The sequence below is a fragment of the Vibrio pectenicida genome, assembly GCA_024347015.1.
GTDB classification, from domain to species: Bacteria; Pseudomonadota; Gammaproteobacteria; order Enterobacterales; family Vibrionaceae; genus Vibrio; species Vibrio pectenicida.
In genome coordinates, this window is sequence record AP024889.1 from 1308865 (window position 1) to 1323716 (window position 14852).

General features: G+C 41.2%; 17 protein-coding genes. 13 read left to right on the forward strand and 4 right to left on the reverse strand.

Annotated features, from left to right (window positions below; all coding sequences use genetic code 11):
* The first annotated feature begins 5 nt into the window (after positions 1-5).
* From bioB to bioD, 4 genes are read left to right on the forward strand one after another with little or no spacing between them, the layout of a single operon-like run.
* Positions 6-1058, forward strand: coding sequence for a biotin synthase BioB (bioB, locus tag OCV27_RS06165; protein ID WP_125320892.1), 1053 nt, complete (start codon positions 6-8; stop codon positions 1056-1058).
* Positions 1045-2190, forward strand: coding sequence for an 8-amino-7-oxononanoate synthase (locus OCV27_RS06170; RefSeq protein WP_125320911.1), 1146 nt, complete (start codon positions 1045-1047; stop codon positions 2188-2190). Before bioB ends, OCV27_RS06170 begins: the two co-directional genes overlap by 14 nt.
* A complete protein-coding gene (bioC, locus tag OCV27_RS06175; RefSeq protein ID WP_125320893.1) occupies positions 2190-2993 on the forward strand; it encodes a malonyl-ACP O-methyltransferase BioC in 804 nt (267 codons plus the stop codon). Before OCV27_RS06170 ends, bioC begins: the two co-directional genes overlap by 1 nt.
* Entirely contained in the window at positions 2990-3676 is a 687-nt protein-coding gene (gene bioD, locus OCV27_RS06180) for a dethiobiotin synthase (RefSeq protein WP_125320894.1), read from the forward strand. The genes bioC and bioD overlap by 4 nt, the downstream gene beginning before the upstream one ends.
* Before the next feature lie 65 nt (positions 3677-3741).
* Here the strand turns inward: bioD and OCV27_RS06185 are convergent, their stop codons facing one another.
* Positions 3742-3909, reverse strand: a complete 168-nt coding sequence (locus OCV27_RS06185) for a hypothetical protein (RefSeq protein ID WP_185759771.1) — start codon at positions 3907-3909, stop codon at positions 3742-3744.
* Positions 3910-4176: 267 nt separating this feature from the next.
* Here OCV27_RS06185 and htpX point away from each other — a divergent pair, with 267 nt between their 5' ends.
* The 9 genes from htpX to OCV27_RS06230 all read left to right on the forward strand — a co-directional run bounded on the left by htpX (position 4177) and on the right by OCV27_RS06230 (position 11303).
* Positions 4177-5037 (forward strand): protease HtpX, encoded by an 861-nt coding sequence (gene htpX / locus OCV27_RS06190; protein ID WP_125320895.1) that lies wholly within the window; start codon positions 4177-4179, stop codon positions 5035-5037.
* Positions 5038-5239: 202 nt separating this feature from the next.
* Positions 5240-5659, forward strand: coding sequence for a nuclear transport factor 2 family protein (locus OCV27_RS06195; protein ID WP_125320896.1), 420 nt, complete (start codon positions 5240-5242; stop codon positions 5657-5659).
* Positions 5656-6381, forward strand: coding sequence for an SDR family NAD(P)-dependent oxidoreductase (locus OCV27_RS06200; RefSeq protein WP_125320897.1), 726 nt, complete (start codon positions 5656-5658; stop codon positions 6379-6381). Before OCV27_RS06195 ends, OCV27_RS06200 begins: the two co-directional genes overlap by 4 nt.
* A 13-nt stretch (positions 6382-6394) precedes the next feature.
* Complete coding sequence (locus OCV27_RS06205; RefSeq protein ID WP_125320898.1) at positions 6395-7675, forward strand: NAD(P)/FAD-dependent oxidoreductase; 1281 nt, start codon at positions 6395-6397, stop codon at positions 7673-7675.
* A gap of 1 nt (position 7676) precedes the next feature.
* A complete protein-coding gene (locus OCV27_RS06210) occupies positions 7677-8456 on the forward strand; it encodes a DUF1365 domain-containing protein (protein ID WP_125320899.1) in 780 nt (259 codons plus the stop codon).
* 15 nt (positions 8457-8471) lie between these two features.
* Positions 8472-9719, forward strand: coding sequence for an SAM-dependent methyltransferase (locus OCV27_RS06215; RefSeq protein ID WP_125320900.1), 1248 nt, complete (start codon positions 8472-8474; stop codon positions 9717-9719).
* A gap of 24 nt (positions 9720-9743) precedes the next feature.
* Positions 9744-10265 (forward strand): DUF2878 domain-containing protein, encoded by a 522-nt coding sequence (locus OCV27_RS06220; protein WP_125320901.1) that lies wholly within the window; start codon positions 9744-9746, stop codon positions 10263-10265.
* Positions 10219-10764 carry a chalcone isomerase family protein gene (locus OCV27_RS06225; protein WP_125320902.1) on the forward strand — a complete coding sequence of 182 codons (546 nt, stop codon included), beginning with the start codon at positions 10219-10221 and terminating at the stop codon, positions 10762-10764. The genes OCV27_RS06220 and OCV27_RS06225 overlap by 47 nt, the downstream gene beginning before the upstream one ends.
* Positions 10764-11303, forward strand: coding sequence for a DUF3833 domain-containing protein (locus OCV27_RS06230; RefSeq protein ID WP_125320903.1), 540 nt, complete (start codon positions 10764-10766; stop codon positions 11301-11303). The genes OCV27_RS06225 and OCV27_RS06230 overlap by 1 nt, the downstream gene beginning before the upstream one ends.
* 72 nt (positions 11304-11375) lie before the next feature.
* Here OCV27_RS06230 and purB read toward each other — a convergent pair whose 3' ends face one another.
* The 3 genes from purB to mnmA form a co-directional block, all read right to left on the reverse strand.
* On the reverse strand, positions 11376-12746 hold the full coding sequence (gene purB, locus OCV27_RS06235) for an adenylosuccinate lyase (protein WP_125320904.1): 1371 nt from the start codon (positions 12744-12746) through the stop codon (positions 11376-11378).
* Between the two features lie 146 nt (positions 12747-12892).
* Positions 12893-13510: a high frequency lysogenization protein HflD gene (gene hflD / locus OCV27_RS06240; RefSeq protein WP_125320905.1), complete on the reverse strand. Its 618-nt coding sequence runs from the start codon at positions 13508-13510 to the stop codon at positions 12893-12895.
* A 25-nt stretch (positions 13511-13535) separates the two neighbouring features.
* Positions 13536-14657, reverse strand: a complete 1122-nt coding sequence (mnmA, locus tag OCV27_RS06245; RefSeq protein ID WP_125320906.1) for a tRNA 2-thiouridine(34) synthase MnmA — start codon at positions 14655-14657, stop codon at positions 13536-13538.
* Positions 14658-14852 lie beyond the last annotated feature (195 nt).

The following is a 14852-nucleotide window of genomic DNA, read 5'->3' on the forward strand; positions in this document are numbered from 1 at the left end:
GTCATGTGGAAGCACGTCATAACTGGACTGTCGCTGAAGTAAGATCATTAATGGCCAAGCCCTTTATGGATCTTTTGTTTGAAGCGCAAGTTGTCCATCGCCAGTTCCAGCAGCATAACTATGTACAAGTCAGTACACTGCTTTCTATTAAAACTGGCGCGTGTCCTGAAGACTGCAAATATTGTCCACAAAGTGCACGCTACCAAACTGATATCGAAAAAGAGCGCTTGATGGAAGTCGAGCGAGTGTTAGATGCGGCACAAAAAGCAAAAAGTGCTGGCTCAACACGTTTTTGTATGGGGGCGGCTTGGAAAAACCCTAAAGCGCGCGATATGCCTCATTTAACCGAGATGATTAAAGGCGTCAAAGACATGGGGCTAGAAACCTGCATGACTCTTGGCATGCTTACTCCAGAGCAAGCTAATCAACTATCCGATGCAGGTCTCGACTACTATAACCACAATCTAGATACTTCACCTGAATTTTACGGCAATATCATTACTACGCGGACTTACCAAGACAGATTAGATACCTTGTCACATGTGCGAGATTCAGGGATGAAGATTTGTTCTGGAGGCATTATTGGTATGGGAGAAAGTGCCAATGACAGAGCTGGTTTATTGGTTGAACTGGCAAATTTGCCAACTCACCCTGAAAGTGTGCCAATTAATATGCTGGTCAAAGTTAAAGGCACACCATTGGAAGAGGTGGACGATGTTGAACCGTTCGATTTTGTCCGTTTGATTGCTATAGCTCGTATCTTAATGCCTAAAGCGGCGGTTCGACTATCCGCTGGACGTGAGGATATGAATGAGCAAATGCAAGCGCTGTGTTTTATGGCCGGTGCCAATTCTATCTTTTACGGCTGCAAGCTACTGACTACACCAAACCCTTCAGAAGATAAAGATGTGCAGCTATTTGAAAAGCTGGGAATTAATCGATTTGAAGTTTTACAGCGACCAGATGAAATTGAAGAAAATGATTTACTTGATCGCGTTGTTGAGCGCGTAGCGGCGCGGCCTGAAAAAAATGATCTGTTCTATGATGCAGCCATTTGATGCCCGGATAAAAGATAAATTGGCCGAACGGCAGCGCTTGGGGGTAACGCGTAATATACGCACAGTTGATGCTGGAAATACTGCACGGATATTATACCAAACTAAGGCTCATACCAACTTCTCAAATAATGATTATTTAGGGTTAGCAGCAGACAAGCAGCTATCGTTTGCTTGGCAGCAAGGGATCGACTTATATGGAAATGGTAGTGGCGCCTCACCATTAGTTACTGGGTTTTCAAAAGCGCATGCAAATTTGCAAGCGTCACTTTGTGATTGGTTGGGGTTTGAATGTGCTATTTTGTTTGGTTCAGGCTTTTCTGCGAACCAAGCATTATTGTTCAGCCTACTTAAAAAAGATGACTTGTTGGTGCAAGATAAGCTTAATCACGCTTCGCTTATGGAGGCTGGGGTCCTTTCTTCTGCAATAATGAAGCGCTTTCGTCATAACGATGTTAGTCATCTTAAAAGTATCCTTACTAAAGGTGGCTTAGTGGTAACAGAGGGCGTGTTTAGCATGGATGGTGATTTGGCACCCCTGGCTGATATCCATAAGATAACTGGTTCCGATTCTTGGTTAATGGTTGATGATGCGCATGGCATTGGCGTGCTTGGTAATGAAGGACGAGGAAGTTGCGAGTTAGCCAGCATAAAACCAGATGCGTTGGTTGTGACCTTTGGTAAAGCGTTAGGCTTATCCGGTGCCGCCATCATGTGTAGCCAAGGATTAGGTGATTATCTTACTCAGTTTGCCAAACATCATGTGTATTCGACCGCTATTCCCCCGTCTCTCGCTTATGCTATATCCCATAGTATTGAGATGGTTCGTACTCAGCAGTGGCGGCGTGACAAGCTTGAAGAGCTACAAAATGAGTATCACCAATGCTTTTCTTTATTTGATGGCTATGTTGAAACTTTTACACCAATCAAACCTTTGTTGCTTGGTGATAGCGGTTATTCGGTTCACGTTGTGAAAGAGCTTAGCCGCTTAGGTTTTTGGCTGACGGCGATAAGGCCGCCAACGGTAGCCCCAGATTCAGCGCGGCTTAGAGTGACATTGACAGCAAAACACAGCATATCTCAGCTCAGAGAGCTGGCAAAAGCAATGAAAATGGCGATAGAAAAGGTGAATTAATGGAACAAACGATTCTAGACTACCCATTATCGCCTATGAATAAATCAGCAATTGCTGAGGCGTTTAGTAAAGCAGCAGATAATTATGACTCACATGCGGCTTTTCAAAGAGAGGTTGGTACACGATTACTTAAGTATTTGCCTAGTGATATGCGTGGAAAAACCGTGTTGGATTTAGGATGTGGTACTGGCTACTTCGCGGCATTATTGCGCCACCGAGGGGCATATGTAATATGTTGCGATCTATCGAAGAAAATGCTGGAGAAAGCCAAACAGCGTTGTGGTATTACAAAAATGCGCTATCAGCAAGGTGATGCTGAGTCTTTGCCTTTAGCTTCTCAATCAGTAGATTTGGTATTCTCTAGTCTTGCATTGCAGTGGTGTGGTGACTTATCAGTACCTTTGCGTGAAATGCGCAGAATTTTGAAGCCAAACGGCGGCATTTATTTCTCCACCTTACTGGATGGCTCTTTGTATGAACTTAAAGAGTCATGGAACAACATTAATGAATATCAACATGTTAATGATTTTTGTAGCCTAGATGAGATAAAAATTGCGTTAGCGCAATCTGGTTGCCATAACCCTCAGTTAGACTTACCCACTATTACGGTTTGGTATAACTCTGCATTTTCACTAATGCGGGACCTAAAAGGGATTGGTGCTAGCTATGTGCAGGGACGATCTCAGGGATTGACTAGCCGTAGTATGTTGCTACAAGTCGAGCAGGCTTATCAAAGTTTTAGAAACCATAAGGGTTTGGTTCCTGCTACATATCAGGTTTGTTTAGGGGTGATTCATATATGACTAACGCATTTTTTGTTGCTGGTACGGATACGGATGTAGGCAAAACGGTTGCCTCTACTGCGATTCTTAATGCGCTCGCGCAGAAGGAAATAAGAACCATAGGATATAAACCCGTTGCAGCGGGCTGTGAAAAAACGGAGCATGGATACCGAAACTCTGATGCACTATATCTACAAATGGCGTCGACACTTGAAGTGGAATATGAGGATATCAATCCATATCCGCTTGAACTTGCCACTTCTCCGCACATTGCGGCTCAACGTGAAAAGGTCAATATTGAATATACTGTGCTCAGCAGCAAGCTTTCGCAACACAAAAAAAGAGCAGATATTGTGTTAGTTGAAGGGGCTGGTGGTTGGCGGGTGCCAGTCAACGACAATGAATGCCTTTCTAGCTGGGTGCAACAGGAAAAGCTTGCGGTGATTCTAGTCGTCGGGATTAAACTTGGCTGTTTAAGTCATGCCATGTTGACAGTTGATGCCATCGAAGCTGATGGGTTGAAGATTGTCGGGTGGGTAGCCAATAGGATAAACCCAGGCACCGAACACTATGCCGATATCATCTCTATGTTAGAGAATAAAATTAGCGCACCAAAATTGGGTGAAATACCATATGTGCCAAGTATTAAACAAAAAAACCTCGCTAAATACATCGATATTTCCGCAATTCTAAATGTTTCATGATTTTTATCGTTTGCATTAGCAACAAAAAGGCTGACTCAACTGAGTCAGCCTTTTAAATTTTTGTCTTAGGCGTCTTGGTTGACACTCATTAAAACCTGGTGCGCATCCGCAATATGCTTTTGTACCTGCTGTTGGGAGCAAATACCGAGTTGTTTCTTTGCTTCTTCCTCTGAAATGCCAAGGTGGCAGCATAGTAGATCAATAGCCATCTGATAGTTGTGTGTCTCAGCCATGATGTTGTCCTTTTAGCACATGGGTATTTAAATACTGCCCCAATCTAACATGCTTGCAGTTAGTCGCAATAAGACAAAAGTCTAATCTCTGAAATTCTTGCTTATGGATGTTGATGTAAGCATCTGAACGATGAATTTTTGTGGTGAAAACAAATGTTTCAATTTGTGCCTAGCACTTGTAATTAAAAGGGATAGACTATATCTAATAGAGAGATAATCAGTTCCTAGTTTGGAATATAATAAAGAGTTCAGTGTCGGAGAAATGTAATGAAGCGTGTAATGTTGTTTTTGGCAACCAACTTGGCCGTAATATTGGTCTTGGGTGTTGTACTAAATATTGTTTATTCCGTCACGGGAATGCAGCCTGGCAGTTTGTCTGGTTTGCTTGTTATGGCGGCAGTGTTTGGCTTTGGCGGTGCGTTTATTTCTTTGATGATGTCAAAAAGTATGGCGCTTCGTTCTGTCGGCGGTGTGGTTATTGAAAGTCCTCGTAATGAAACCGAACACTGGCTGCTTGAAACTGTGCATCGTCAGTCTCAACAAGTGGGTATTGGAATACCAAGTGTAGCTGTTTATAATTCAGCTGATATAAACGCTTTTGCCACGGGAGCAAAGCGTGACAAATCTTTGGTCGCTGTGTCTTCGGGTCTATTACATAATATGACACGAGATGAAGCCGAGGCCGTTCTGGCGCATGAAGTCAGCCACATTGCAAATGGAGACATGGTTACTATGACTCTAATGCAAGGCGTTGTTAATACATTCGTGATTTTCCTATCGCGCTTTATTGCCAATATAGTCTCTTCAAATGATGATAAAGAGGGCGGCAGTAGCATGATGGTATATTTTGGTGTATCGATTGTTTTGGAATTGGTGTTTGGGTTCCTAGCCAGTTTTATCACTATGTGGTACAGCCGTCGTCGTGAGTTTTATGCTGATGCTGGCGCTGCTAAATTAGTAGGGAAACATAAAATGATTGCGGCATTGGAACGCTTGAAACTTAGTCATGAATCTCAACTTGAAGGATCAATGATGGCGTTTGGTATTAATGGAAAGCGTTCAATGACAGAACTTCTAATGAGTCATCCTCCACTGGATAAGCGTATTTCTGCATTACGTAACTTATAGGGCGTACTTCGGACTCTATAATGTCTTGTCTCGTCCTAATAAATTGAAAAGGCTTGGTTTATAACTAAGCCTTTTTTTGATCTCTTTGATGCGTTAGACGTACAAGTTATACAAAATAAAATTTGTACAACTGTTCGAAATCAGCTAATGTTTCTATGTTGTACAATATAAATTAATGTATAACATAGTGAGAGGTCCCTGAATGGATGTGCAATCAGTTGGCGAAGTATATCAGCAACTAAATAAATCTAATCTGCACCTACTATCTGATGTCTATCATCAAGAAGTCGTGTTTGAAGATGCAGCTCACAAGCTAGAGGGCTGGAGTGAATTAGAAAACTATTTCCAAGCTTTATACAGCAACGTAAAGCGCTGTGATTTTGATATTATTGAACACCAGCAATCAGGTGATAGCGGATTTCTGACTTGGCAAATGTCACTTGAGCATTCCAAGCTTTCCAATGGCTCGACAGTATATGTAAATGGAGTCAGCCACTTAAAATTCTCCCAAGGTCGAGTCATTTATCATCGTGACTATTTTGATCTTGGTGAAATGTTATATGAGAACTTGCCATTACTTGGGTCTTTAATTAAGGCTATCAAAGTGAGGTTGGGTAAATGAACACAGTTCTGATTACTGGAGCGACATCGGGAATTGGCCTTCAACTTGCTAAAGATTATGCTAAAAGTGGTGTAAATGTTTATGCGTGTGGTCGAAACCAAGAGTGTTTGACTGAGTTGAGCAGCCAGTTTTCAAACCTTTATGCTTTAGCCTTTGACCTTACTGATCTTGAAGCAACCAAAAATGCGTTGAGCGGTTTAGGCAAAGTGCCTGATTTATGGGTTTTGAACGCAGGCGATTGTGAATACATTAATAATGGTCAACTTGACGCTATGTTAGTAAAGCGTGTTTTTGATATTAACGTTATTGGTTTAACTAATGCCATCGAGGCTTGCCAACCATATTTCCAGCAAGGTCAAAGACTTGCTATTGTCGGCTCTATAGCCAGCGAAGTAGCTTTACCACGAGCAGAGGCGTATGGGGCATCAAAGGCTGCGGTGAGCTATTTGGCAAGGGCTCTACAACTCGATCTCAAGCCTCAAGGAATTGATGTGTCGATTATTTACCCTGGTTTTGTTAAGACACCGCTCACAGACAAAAACTCTTTTGAAATGCCGATGTTGATTTCCTCTGAACGAGCATCCAAAGAAATAAGAGAAGGTCTAGCCAAGGGAAGTAGCCACATATATTTCCCCAAGAAATTTACATCTATTTTGCGTTTGATAGGTGCTCTTCCATACCGTTGGCAGAATGCAATTACTGCCAAGCTCCTCGCCCAATAATAGGAATAGGCTAATGAATATTGCGATAATAGGTTCTGGGATTTCGGGCTTAACATGTGGTTACTATTTGCATCAAGATCATGATGTGACAGTTTTTGAATCTAATGACTATGTTGGAGGGCATACTGCTACAATAGACATTAATTTTGACGGGCAACATTATGCAGTAGATTCAGGGTTTATTGTATTTAACGATAGGACTTATCCGAACTTCATGGCTCTTATGCAAGAAATAGGGGTGGAGGGAGTTGAAAGCCAAATGAGTTTCAGTGTTAGAAATGATGCTAATGGGCTTGAATACAATGGTCATACATTAGCAACACTATTTGCTCAAAAACGTAACTGGCTGAATCCTAAATTTTATTCCTTTATTTTTGAAATACTGCGCTTTAACAAAGAAGTGAAAGAAATTGCAAAACAAGACGTGAGTCTAGACCTTACCTTAGGTGAGTTTATTTCTTCTCGGAAGTTTAGCCGTTTTTTTTGCGATAACTACATATTACCTATGGGGGCGGCGATATGGTCATCAACCTTGGCAGATATGAGAGCTTTCCCGTTAACGTTCTTTGCTCGGTTTTTTTTAAATCACGGGCTTCTCGATATTACTAATCGGCCGCAGTGGTATGTAATCAAAGGCGGATCTAGGGAATATATTAAGCCGCTGACTAAAGGGTTTGCAGATAGGATAAGATTGAATACATCAATAGATGGTGTGAGTCGAGATCAAGCTGGCGTTACTATCTATGTTAATGGGCAAAGTGAGCGCTTTGATCATGTGATTTTTGCTTGCCATAGTGACCAAGCATTAAGCCTAATAAAAGACTCAAACTCGGCTGAATATGCTGTGCTGTCTAAATTAGCGTACCAAGCTAACGAGGTTATTATTCACACTGATGAGAGCTTACTTCCGAAACGCAAAGCAGCTTGGGCTGCATGGAATTACAGGCTATCTGGTAGTAATGAAGAGCAAGATCGAGCTCCAACGTTAACCTATAACATGAATATATTGCAGCACATAGAGGCGCCTAAAACGTTTTGCGTGTCTCTAAACAGCAACGAGCAAATAGATCAAGAGAAAGTCTTACGACGCTTTGTTTATCATCACCCGGTATTTAATCATCAATCAATAAAGGCCCAGTCGAGGAAAGAGGAAATTAATGGTGTCTGTAATACTTGGTTTTGTGGTGCATACTGGTACAACGGCTTTCATGAAGATGGTGTGAAAAGCGCACTAGATGTAGTGCGAGGAGTTAAGGCTTACAGTTCAAGCCATCGTGCTAAGGGGGCTGCTTAATATGTCGTCGCAGCTTAAAAGTTGTCTGTTTGTAGGTAATGTGAGGCATCGGCGTTTTAGCCCGATAGAGCATTCACTGAACTACAAATTGTTCATGCCATGCATAGACCTTGATGAACTTGAGACACTGAAAAATAAAGTTTGGGGTTTTGGTGATCGGTGGTGGCACTTGGTAAGGCTCAAGCGTAGTGACTATTTAGGTTCTGGAGACCTAAAACACTCGGTATTAAATAAAGTTTTCGAACTTGGCGGTGAACGACTTGAAGGTAAGGTAAAAGCTGTCATTCACCTCAGATACTTTGGTATCTACTTCAGCCCTGTCAATTTCTACTACATTTATGATAATGAAAATTGTTGGCGCTATCTGCTTGCTGAAGTGAGTAACACGCCATGGAATGAGAGATATTACTATTTGCTGGATGCTTGCAACGAAGCGACATGGGTGCATTCAAAAGCATTTCATGTTTCTCCATTTAATCCAATTGATCAAGAGTATCGATGGAAATTTAAACCGATAAATCCGAATTTATCGATACACCTAGAATGTCACCGCGAAGGCAAGCAATTCGATGCTACTATGAAAATGACAAAACAAGCCTTTAGCTCTCGTGTTCTACTAAAGCATTTGGTTATAACTCCTGTACTTGCAGTGAAAATGCTTGTTGGTATTTACTGGCATGCGCTAAAGCTATGGATAAAAGGTGCCCCATTTTATTCTCATCCCAAATATAAGCAGAGCGATGAAGCTCAATCCAATAGAAGTGCAAAAGTTGAAAAATAATTAGGAGCTGACTAAATGATTAATTCACAAACGCTACCTTTGCCAAAGCCATTGACATCAATGCAGAAAACGGCGAGAAATATCGCGTTTACTTGCCTAAACCGGCTTCAACATGGCTCATTAACTGTGATTGAATCATTTGACTCGCAGGTGTCTGAAGATGCAACGACTTATTTTGGCAATAATGTCGATGAAAGGAATAATGCTGTTATTAAGGTAAAGCATCCAGCTTTTTACGCTCGACTGCTGAAGGGAGGGAGCATTGCCGCAGGTGAAGCCTATATGGATGGGTGGTGGGAAAGCCCAGACCTTACTGTTTTGATGAAACTAATGGCCATGAATTTATCAGCATTAGATGCGATAGAAAAGAAAAGCAGCTTTTTATCAAATGTTATTTATCAGCTAGGACATTGGCTGAATCGCAATACGCTAGCAAACTCTGCCAAAAACATACAAGCTCACTATGACCTGAGTAATGATCTATACCAGACATTTTTAGATGGGAGAATGTTATATTCTTCAGGTGTTTACCATAAGAATACGGATAGCCTAGAAGAAGCCCAAGTTAATAAAATGGAACGTTTGTGTCAACAACTCAATCTTAGTGCGAACGACTCAGTTATTGAGATAGGAACAGGGTGGGGTGCGATGGCTATATACATGGCTGAACAATACGGCTGTCATGTTACTACTACTACTATTTCAAATCAGCAGTATCAATATGCAAAGGAACAGATTGAGAATAGGGGTCTTGAAGATAGGATTACACTGCTACAGAAAGATTATCGCTTACTTGAAGGTAAGTATGACAAGCTAGTATCAATTGAGATGATAGAAGCTGTGGGTAAACAATTTTTGAATTCATATGTTGAAAAGTGCCAGTCATTACTTAAATCTGGTGGTTTAATGGCTATTCAGGCAATTACTATTGTCGATCAACGTTATGCTGAATACAGTAGCGGTGTAGACTTTATTCAAAAGTATATCTTTCCTGGTGGTTTCTTACCCTCTATAACCGCAATTACTCAAGCGACAACAAAACATACAGACTTAGTACTAAGAGATTTGTTTGACATCGGTCAAGACTATGCTCGTACGCTTAAAGATTGGTATATACGTTTCAACCAAGCAGAAAAACAGGTGTTAAAATTGGGGTTTGATGAAAGGTTTGTCCGGATGTGGAATTACTACTTTTGTTATTGTGAGGGGGGCTTTCAAGCCAGATCTATTAGTACCGTCCACATGACGTTTCAGCGCCCATAACGATTATAAGCTTGAGGTGAGTTTATGAAACGTTTGCTAATTATTTCTACTTGGTTCCAAGTGGTATGGTTATGTGCTGTTCTCGGAAATTATGAGTGGCAGTACCTGAGCTTATTATTTGTTGTGGGAACAATAGCAATTTCTGTTGTAAAAACGAAGATAAATTGGTTTAAGTGGACAGGCATCGTTGCTGTTGGTGTTATTGTTGATTTTGCCAACAAGGCCGTGGGCCTTTTTCAGTTTCAGTTTGAAGGATTTCCCTTGTGGCTTATCGCTTTATGGATGATCTTTGCTTGGTATGGGTATTTTTTATATCCACTAGTGAGCCAGTACCCAGTATTAATCGTATCAATACTTGGAGGGATCGCTGGAGCACTTAGTTATATGGCTGGAGAGAGATTTGGCGCAGTTACTTTTGGTATGCCTTTCTTTACTGTTGTATGCGTGTTGTTAGTCGAGTGGTTCCTTATTATCGCATTGATACTAAGGATATATGGGTATGAAGTTCGTAATAATGATGGGAGTATACCTGACGTTGACAGGTAACGTATTCGCCTCCGTTGCTTCAGCAAATATTACTAAAGGCTGGGATACTTGGTCTAGCGTAGGACAAGCGCAGTTGACAATGTTTTTCTTTGATGTGTATCGATCACAGCTTTATAGCCCTGATGGTGGTTATGTTATTGGTAAAGATATTACCCCACACCCTCTTGCATTATCTATTACTTATCAAAGAGACATATCTCAAAAGCAGTTGCTTGATGCCACAGTTGAGCAGTGGGAGAAGCTTGGTTATAAGCAAAGTTTAACAAGTCAATGGGCACAGAGGTTAGCTACAATATTTCCAGACATTAAAGAGGGAAGCAACCTCACATACGTTACAGATGGTTTTCAGGGACAGTTTTATTATTCTCACCGAGACGACGGTGCGGAATTGATTGGGTATATTGAAGAGGAAGACTTCAATGATGCTTTCCTTGCAATTTGGTTGTCGCCTGAAACTGAGTTCCCGAACTTGAGGAAGAATTTAATTGGGAGATATTAATGTTTAAGCAGATAAGGCGTGCTCTTGCTGCATTTTTTACTTGCCTGATGATAGTAGCCTGTACCGCTGACATAGAAGATTATAGGGATACCAAGCCTAATTTTGAATTGTTTGAATATTTTAATGGAAAATCAATAGCATGGGGTATGATTCAAGATTATACCAAATTTCAAACTCGACGCTTCGAAGTATCAATCATTGGGACAGTTGATGGGGATACACTAACCCTTGTTGAGGACTTTGTGTTCGATGATGGTGAAGAGTCGCAACGAATTTGGCATATTGAGCGTCTTGGCACCGGTCAATACCAGGGCAGGGCCGATGATATTGTTGGTATAGCTACAGGTGTTGAAGTAGGTAATGCACTACGTTGGCAGTATGATTTTGAACTTCAACTTGAAGATTCTAGCGTCGTGGTTGCTTTTGATGATTGGTTATATCGCCAAGATGAAGGTCATGTATTCAATTTAACCAAAATCAAGAAATTTGGTATTGAAGTTGGGCAAATAACATTATTTTTTCAAAAAATATCTCAATAGAAGATTCCTTTTCAGTAACAAAGAAAAAGGATGGCGTAGCAGCCATCCTTTTATGTTGGTTCTTCAGAGTGCTTAAAGCTGATCTGTTAGTTCAATCGCTTGACCAATGTAGTTTGCTGGCGTCATTTGCTTAAGACGCTCTTTTTCCTCTTCTGGTAAGGCTAACCCATTGATGAATACTCGCATAGCTTCACCGTCAACACGCTTACCGCGAGTCAATTCTTTAAGCTTTTCGTATGGCTTTTCAATGCCATAACGGCGCATTACAGTTTGGATTGGTTCAGCAAGAACTTCCCAGTTTTTATCGAGTTCAGAAAGAAGCGCTTCACGGTTAACTTCTAGTTTACTGATACCCTTGAGTGTCGACGTATAAGCAATGATCGCGTAGCCAACACCAACGCCCAAATTACGCAAGACAGTTGAGTCAGTAAGATCACGCTGCCAACGAGAAATTGGTAGTTTTTGTGCTAGGTGAGCAAAGACTGCATTTGCTAGCCCTAGGTTACCTTCAGAATTTTCAAAGTCGATCGGGTTAACTTTGTGTGGCATGGTTGACGAGCCAATTTCACCTGCGATTGTTTTTTGCTTAAAGTGACCAAGAGCAATATAGCCCCAGATATCGCGGTCAAAATCAATCAATATGGTGTTGAATCGTGCAATAGCATCAAATAGTTCTGCAATATAATCGTGTGGCTCAATCTGTGTTGTGTATGGGTTCCAGCTAACGCCAAGAGATTCAGTAACGAACTTCTCAGAAAATTGGTGCCAGTTTAATTCTGGGTAGGCTGACAAGTGGGCATTGTAGTTACCCACTGCTCCATTAATTTTTGCTAGTATTTCGACATTAGCAATTTGTTTGTACTGACGCTCCATTCGGTAGGCAACATTGGCCATTTCTTTACCCACAGTAGATGGTGAGGCAGGTTGGCCATGTGTTCGTGAAAGTAGGGGAATATCACGGTATTCAACCGCAAGTGCCTTAATTGCGTCGATGATGTTGCGTATTTCTGGAAGAATAACAGTTTCACGTGCTTCTTTTAGCATCAGGGCATGAGAAGTATTGTTGATGTCTTCAGAAGTACATGCGAAGTGAATAAACTCATTAACAGCATGTAGTTCAGGAATGTCAGCGACTTTTTCTTTCAGGAAATATTCAACGGCTTTTACATCATGGTTAGTCGTACGTTCAATATCCTTGATACGACGAGCATCTGCTTCAGAGAAGTTTGTAGCGAGCTCGTTTAGGAATTGATTTGCCTCTGCGCTGAAAGCTGGTACTTCAGTAATTTCAGTAGTAATAGCAAGTTTTTGGAGCCAACGAATTTCTACGATAGTGCGGTATTTGAGTAGACCGTATTCACTAAAAATTTCGCGTAGCGCAATAGTCTTGCTTCCGTAGCGGCCGTCTACTGGTGAAACAGCAGTCAATGCTGACAGTTCCATGATGTTCTCCTGAATTGAATGTCTAAATGTCGTGAGGTTTATACCAATAACTAATGCAATTGTCACGTATATTGCGCAAACGTTTGCCTAGAGAGGTTTTTTATAGAAATATTCAGCTCATTTTTGCTTGAGCTGAGCTGTTTTTTTTATAATCTTGCCAATAGTATTTGAGCTTGCTCGACCATTTTCTTTCTTCCAAAGATAAGCTGCCGTCTTTTACCACCGACTTGGTGCCACAAAACTGTGCTGCGAATACCCGATAGCAACAGAGCTCTAACTTTATCCTGATTGCTTGTTTGTTGTAAAACAGAGGGAGTACCAGTCACTTGTATTCTAGGGCCTATAGGGCTGATTACATCTAGGTATATACTTGCTAAATTGCTAAGCATTTGGACATCGAGTAACTCAAAATGGCTGAGCTGCCTTTCGATCATTTGGATGCGATCTCCCAGTTGAAACATCGCATCTTTACGTGCTCTTAACTTACGCTCAAGAGCCATCAAACTGATGATGTAGCGAGTAATTTCACTGCCGGATGGCGTGCTGTCTATACCTTTTACTAAGTATTCAAGGCCTATTTTTAAGTTTGATTCTTCACCATAAACGCCCAAAGTATTAACTGGGTTAGTGTTTAAGATAGCTTTTAAAGATGCTTCAAACGCGTCAGAGTCGCAGTGACCATTTTGCGCTACTTGCTGGACAAGCGCCACAGCTTGGCAAATTCCAGCAAATGCAATAGTTCGGTCGTAAAGTGCATTAGTCACAGATATTACTCCTCAAATACGTTGCTTAAATACGTTCTTTAATGATGCCACCGCCGAGACACACATCTCCTTGGTAAAATACTGCTGATTGACCGGGTGTGACAGCAATTTGAGGTTCATCAAAGATGACTTTAATTGTAGTGTCATCGATTGGAATTATGGTGCACGAGATATCAGTCTGGCGATAGCGTGTTTTCACGGAACATTGTTGGGGTGATATGATAGATTGGCGGTTAACCCAATGGAGCTGTGAAGCAATTAAGCCTTGAGACTTTAACAAAGGGTGATCGGCGCCTTGGACAGCAATAAGAACATTCCGTTTCAGATCTTTATCTGCAACATACCAAGGCTCTTCGTTACCATCACCACCTTTTTGGCCTCCTATATGTAACCCCTTTCTCTGACCAAGGGTGTGGTACATTAGGCCTTGATGTTCCCCGATAACATTACCTTCGGGAGTTTCAATCTTACCTGGTTGCGCAGGGAGGTAACGTGACAAAAAGTCAGTAAATTTGCGCTCACCAATAAAACAAATCCCTGTGGAGTCTTTTTTCTTGGCCGTAATGAGGCCTTGTTCTTCTGCTATTTTTCTTACTTCAAGTTTTTCTAGTTCACCTACAGGGAACAGGCTTCGAGCTATTTGCTCGCAGCTTAAGGTATACAAAAAATAACTTTGATCTTTATTGTCGTCTAAGCCCCGCAGCATTTGTATTTCTTCTAGTTTGTCTGAAAAAGTCCGACGCACATAATGGCCCATAGCAATGTAGTCAGCGTCAAGCACTTCATCAGCAAACTCAAGAAAAGCTTTGAATTTTATTTCCTTATTACAAAGGATATCCGGGTTTGGAGTACGGCCAGCCTTATATTCTGCCAGAAAATACTCAAAGACGTTGTCCCAATATTCTGCAGCAAAGTTTATTTTGTGTAGGTGGATGTTTAGTTTGTCACAAACTGCTTGCGCATCTGCTAAGTCTTCAGCGGCAGTACAGTATTCTTCATTGTCATCCTCTTCCCAATTTTTCATAAACAGACCTTCGACTTGATAGCCCTGCTGCTTTAGAAGGTAAGCGGAAACTGACGAGTCGACTCCGCCAGACATGCCAACGATGACTTTCTTTTTACTGTTATCAGTACAGTTCTGAGACATTACTAAACACCACATAAATTAGCTGGAGGCAAATCTTAACAGAAAGCGTTTGAAGGTGACAGGTTCTCGAATCAATTCACAAATCATTTCGATATTTAGTAAAGCTTTTGAACAAATGGCTCAAAAATGGAGAGGATATTAATTGATTATCTCTGAATTACAAAAGCAAACGTTTGCTACGATTGCAGTAGTTGC

Excerpts from the sequence above, each read along its gene's own strand:
- OCV27_RS06170 (WP_125320911.1), top strand. The coding sequence starts at position 1,045 with ATGCAGCCATTTGATGCCCGGATAAAAGATAAATTGGCCGAACGGCAG.
- bioC (WP_125320893.1), top strand. The coding sequence starts at position 2,190 with ATGGAACAAACGATTCTAGACTACCCATTATCGCCTATGAATAAATCA.
- bioD (WP_125320894.1), top strand. The coding sequence starts at position 2,990 with ATGACTAACGCATTTTTTGTTGCTGGTACGGATACGGATGTAGGCAAA.
- OCV27_RS06185 (WP_185759771.1), bottom strand. The coding sequence starts at position 3,909 with ATGGCTGAGACACACAACTATCAGATGGCTATTGATCTACTATGCTGC.
- htpX (WP_125320895.1), top strand. The coding sequence starts at position 4,177 with ATGAAGCGTGTAATGTTGTTTTTGGCAACCAACTTGGCCGTAATATTG.
- OCV27_RS06195 (WP_125320896.1), top strand. The coding sequence starts at position 5,240 with ATGGATGTGCAATCAGTTGGCGAAGTATATCAGCAACTAAATAAATCT.
- OCV27_RS06200 (WP_125320897.1), top strand. The coding sequence starts at position 5,656 with ATGAACACAGTTCTGATTACTGGAGCGACATCGGGAATTGGCCTTCAA.
- OCV27_RS06205 (WP_125320898.1), top strand. The coding sequence starts at position 6,395 with ATGAATATTGCGATAATAGGTTCTGGGATTTCGGGCTTAACATGTGGT.
- OCV27_RS06210 (WP_125320899.1), top strand. The coding sequence starts at position 7,677 with ATGTCGTCGCAGCTTAAAAGTTGTCTGTTTGTAGGTAATGTGAGGCAT.
- OCV27_RS06215 (WP_125320900.1), top strand. The coding sequence starts at position 8,472 with ATGATTAATTCACAAACGCTACCTTTGCCAAAGCCATTGACATCAATG.
- OCV27_RS06220 (WP_125320901.1), top strand. The coding sequence starts at position 9,744 with ATGAAACGTTTGCTAATTATTTCTACTTGGTTCCAAGTGGTATGGTTA.
- OCV27_RS06225 (WP_125320902.1), top strand. The coding sequence starts at position 10,219 with ATGAAGTTCGTAATAATGATGGGAGTATACCTGACGTTGACAGGTAAC.
- OCV27_RS06230 (WP_125320903.1), top strand. The coding sequence starts at position 10,764 with ATGTTTAAGCAGATAAGGCGTGCTCTTGCTGCATTTTTTACTTGCCTG.
- purB (WP_125320904.1), bottom strand. The coding sequence starts at position 12,746 with ATGGAACTGTCAGCATTGACTGCTGTTTCACCAGTAGACGGCCGCTAC.
- mnmA (WP_125320906.1), bottom strand. The coding sequence starts at position 14,657 with ATGTCTCAGAACTGTACTGATAACAGTAAAAAGAAAGTCATCGTTGGC.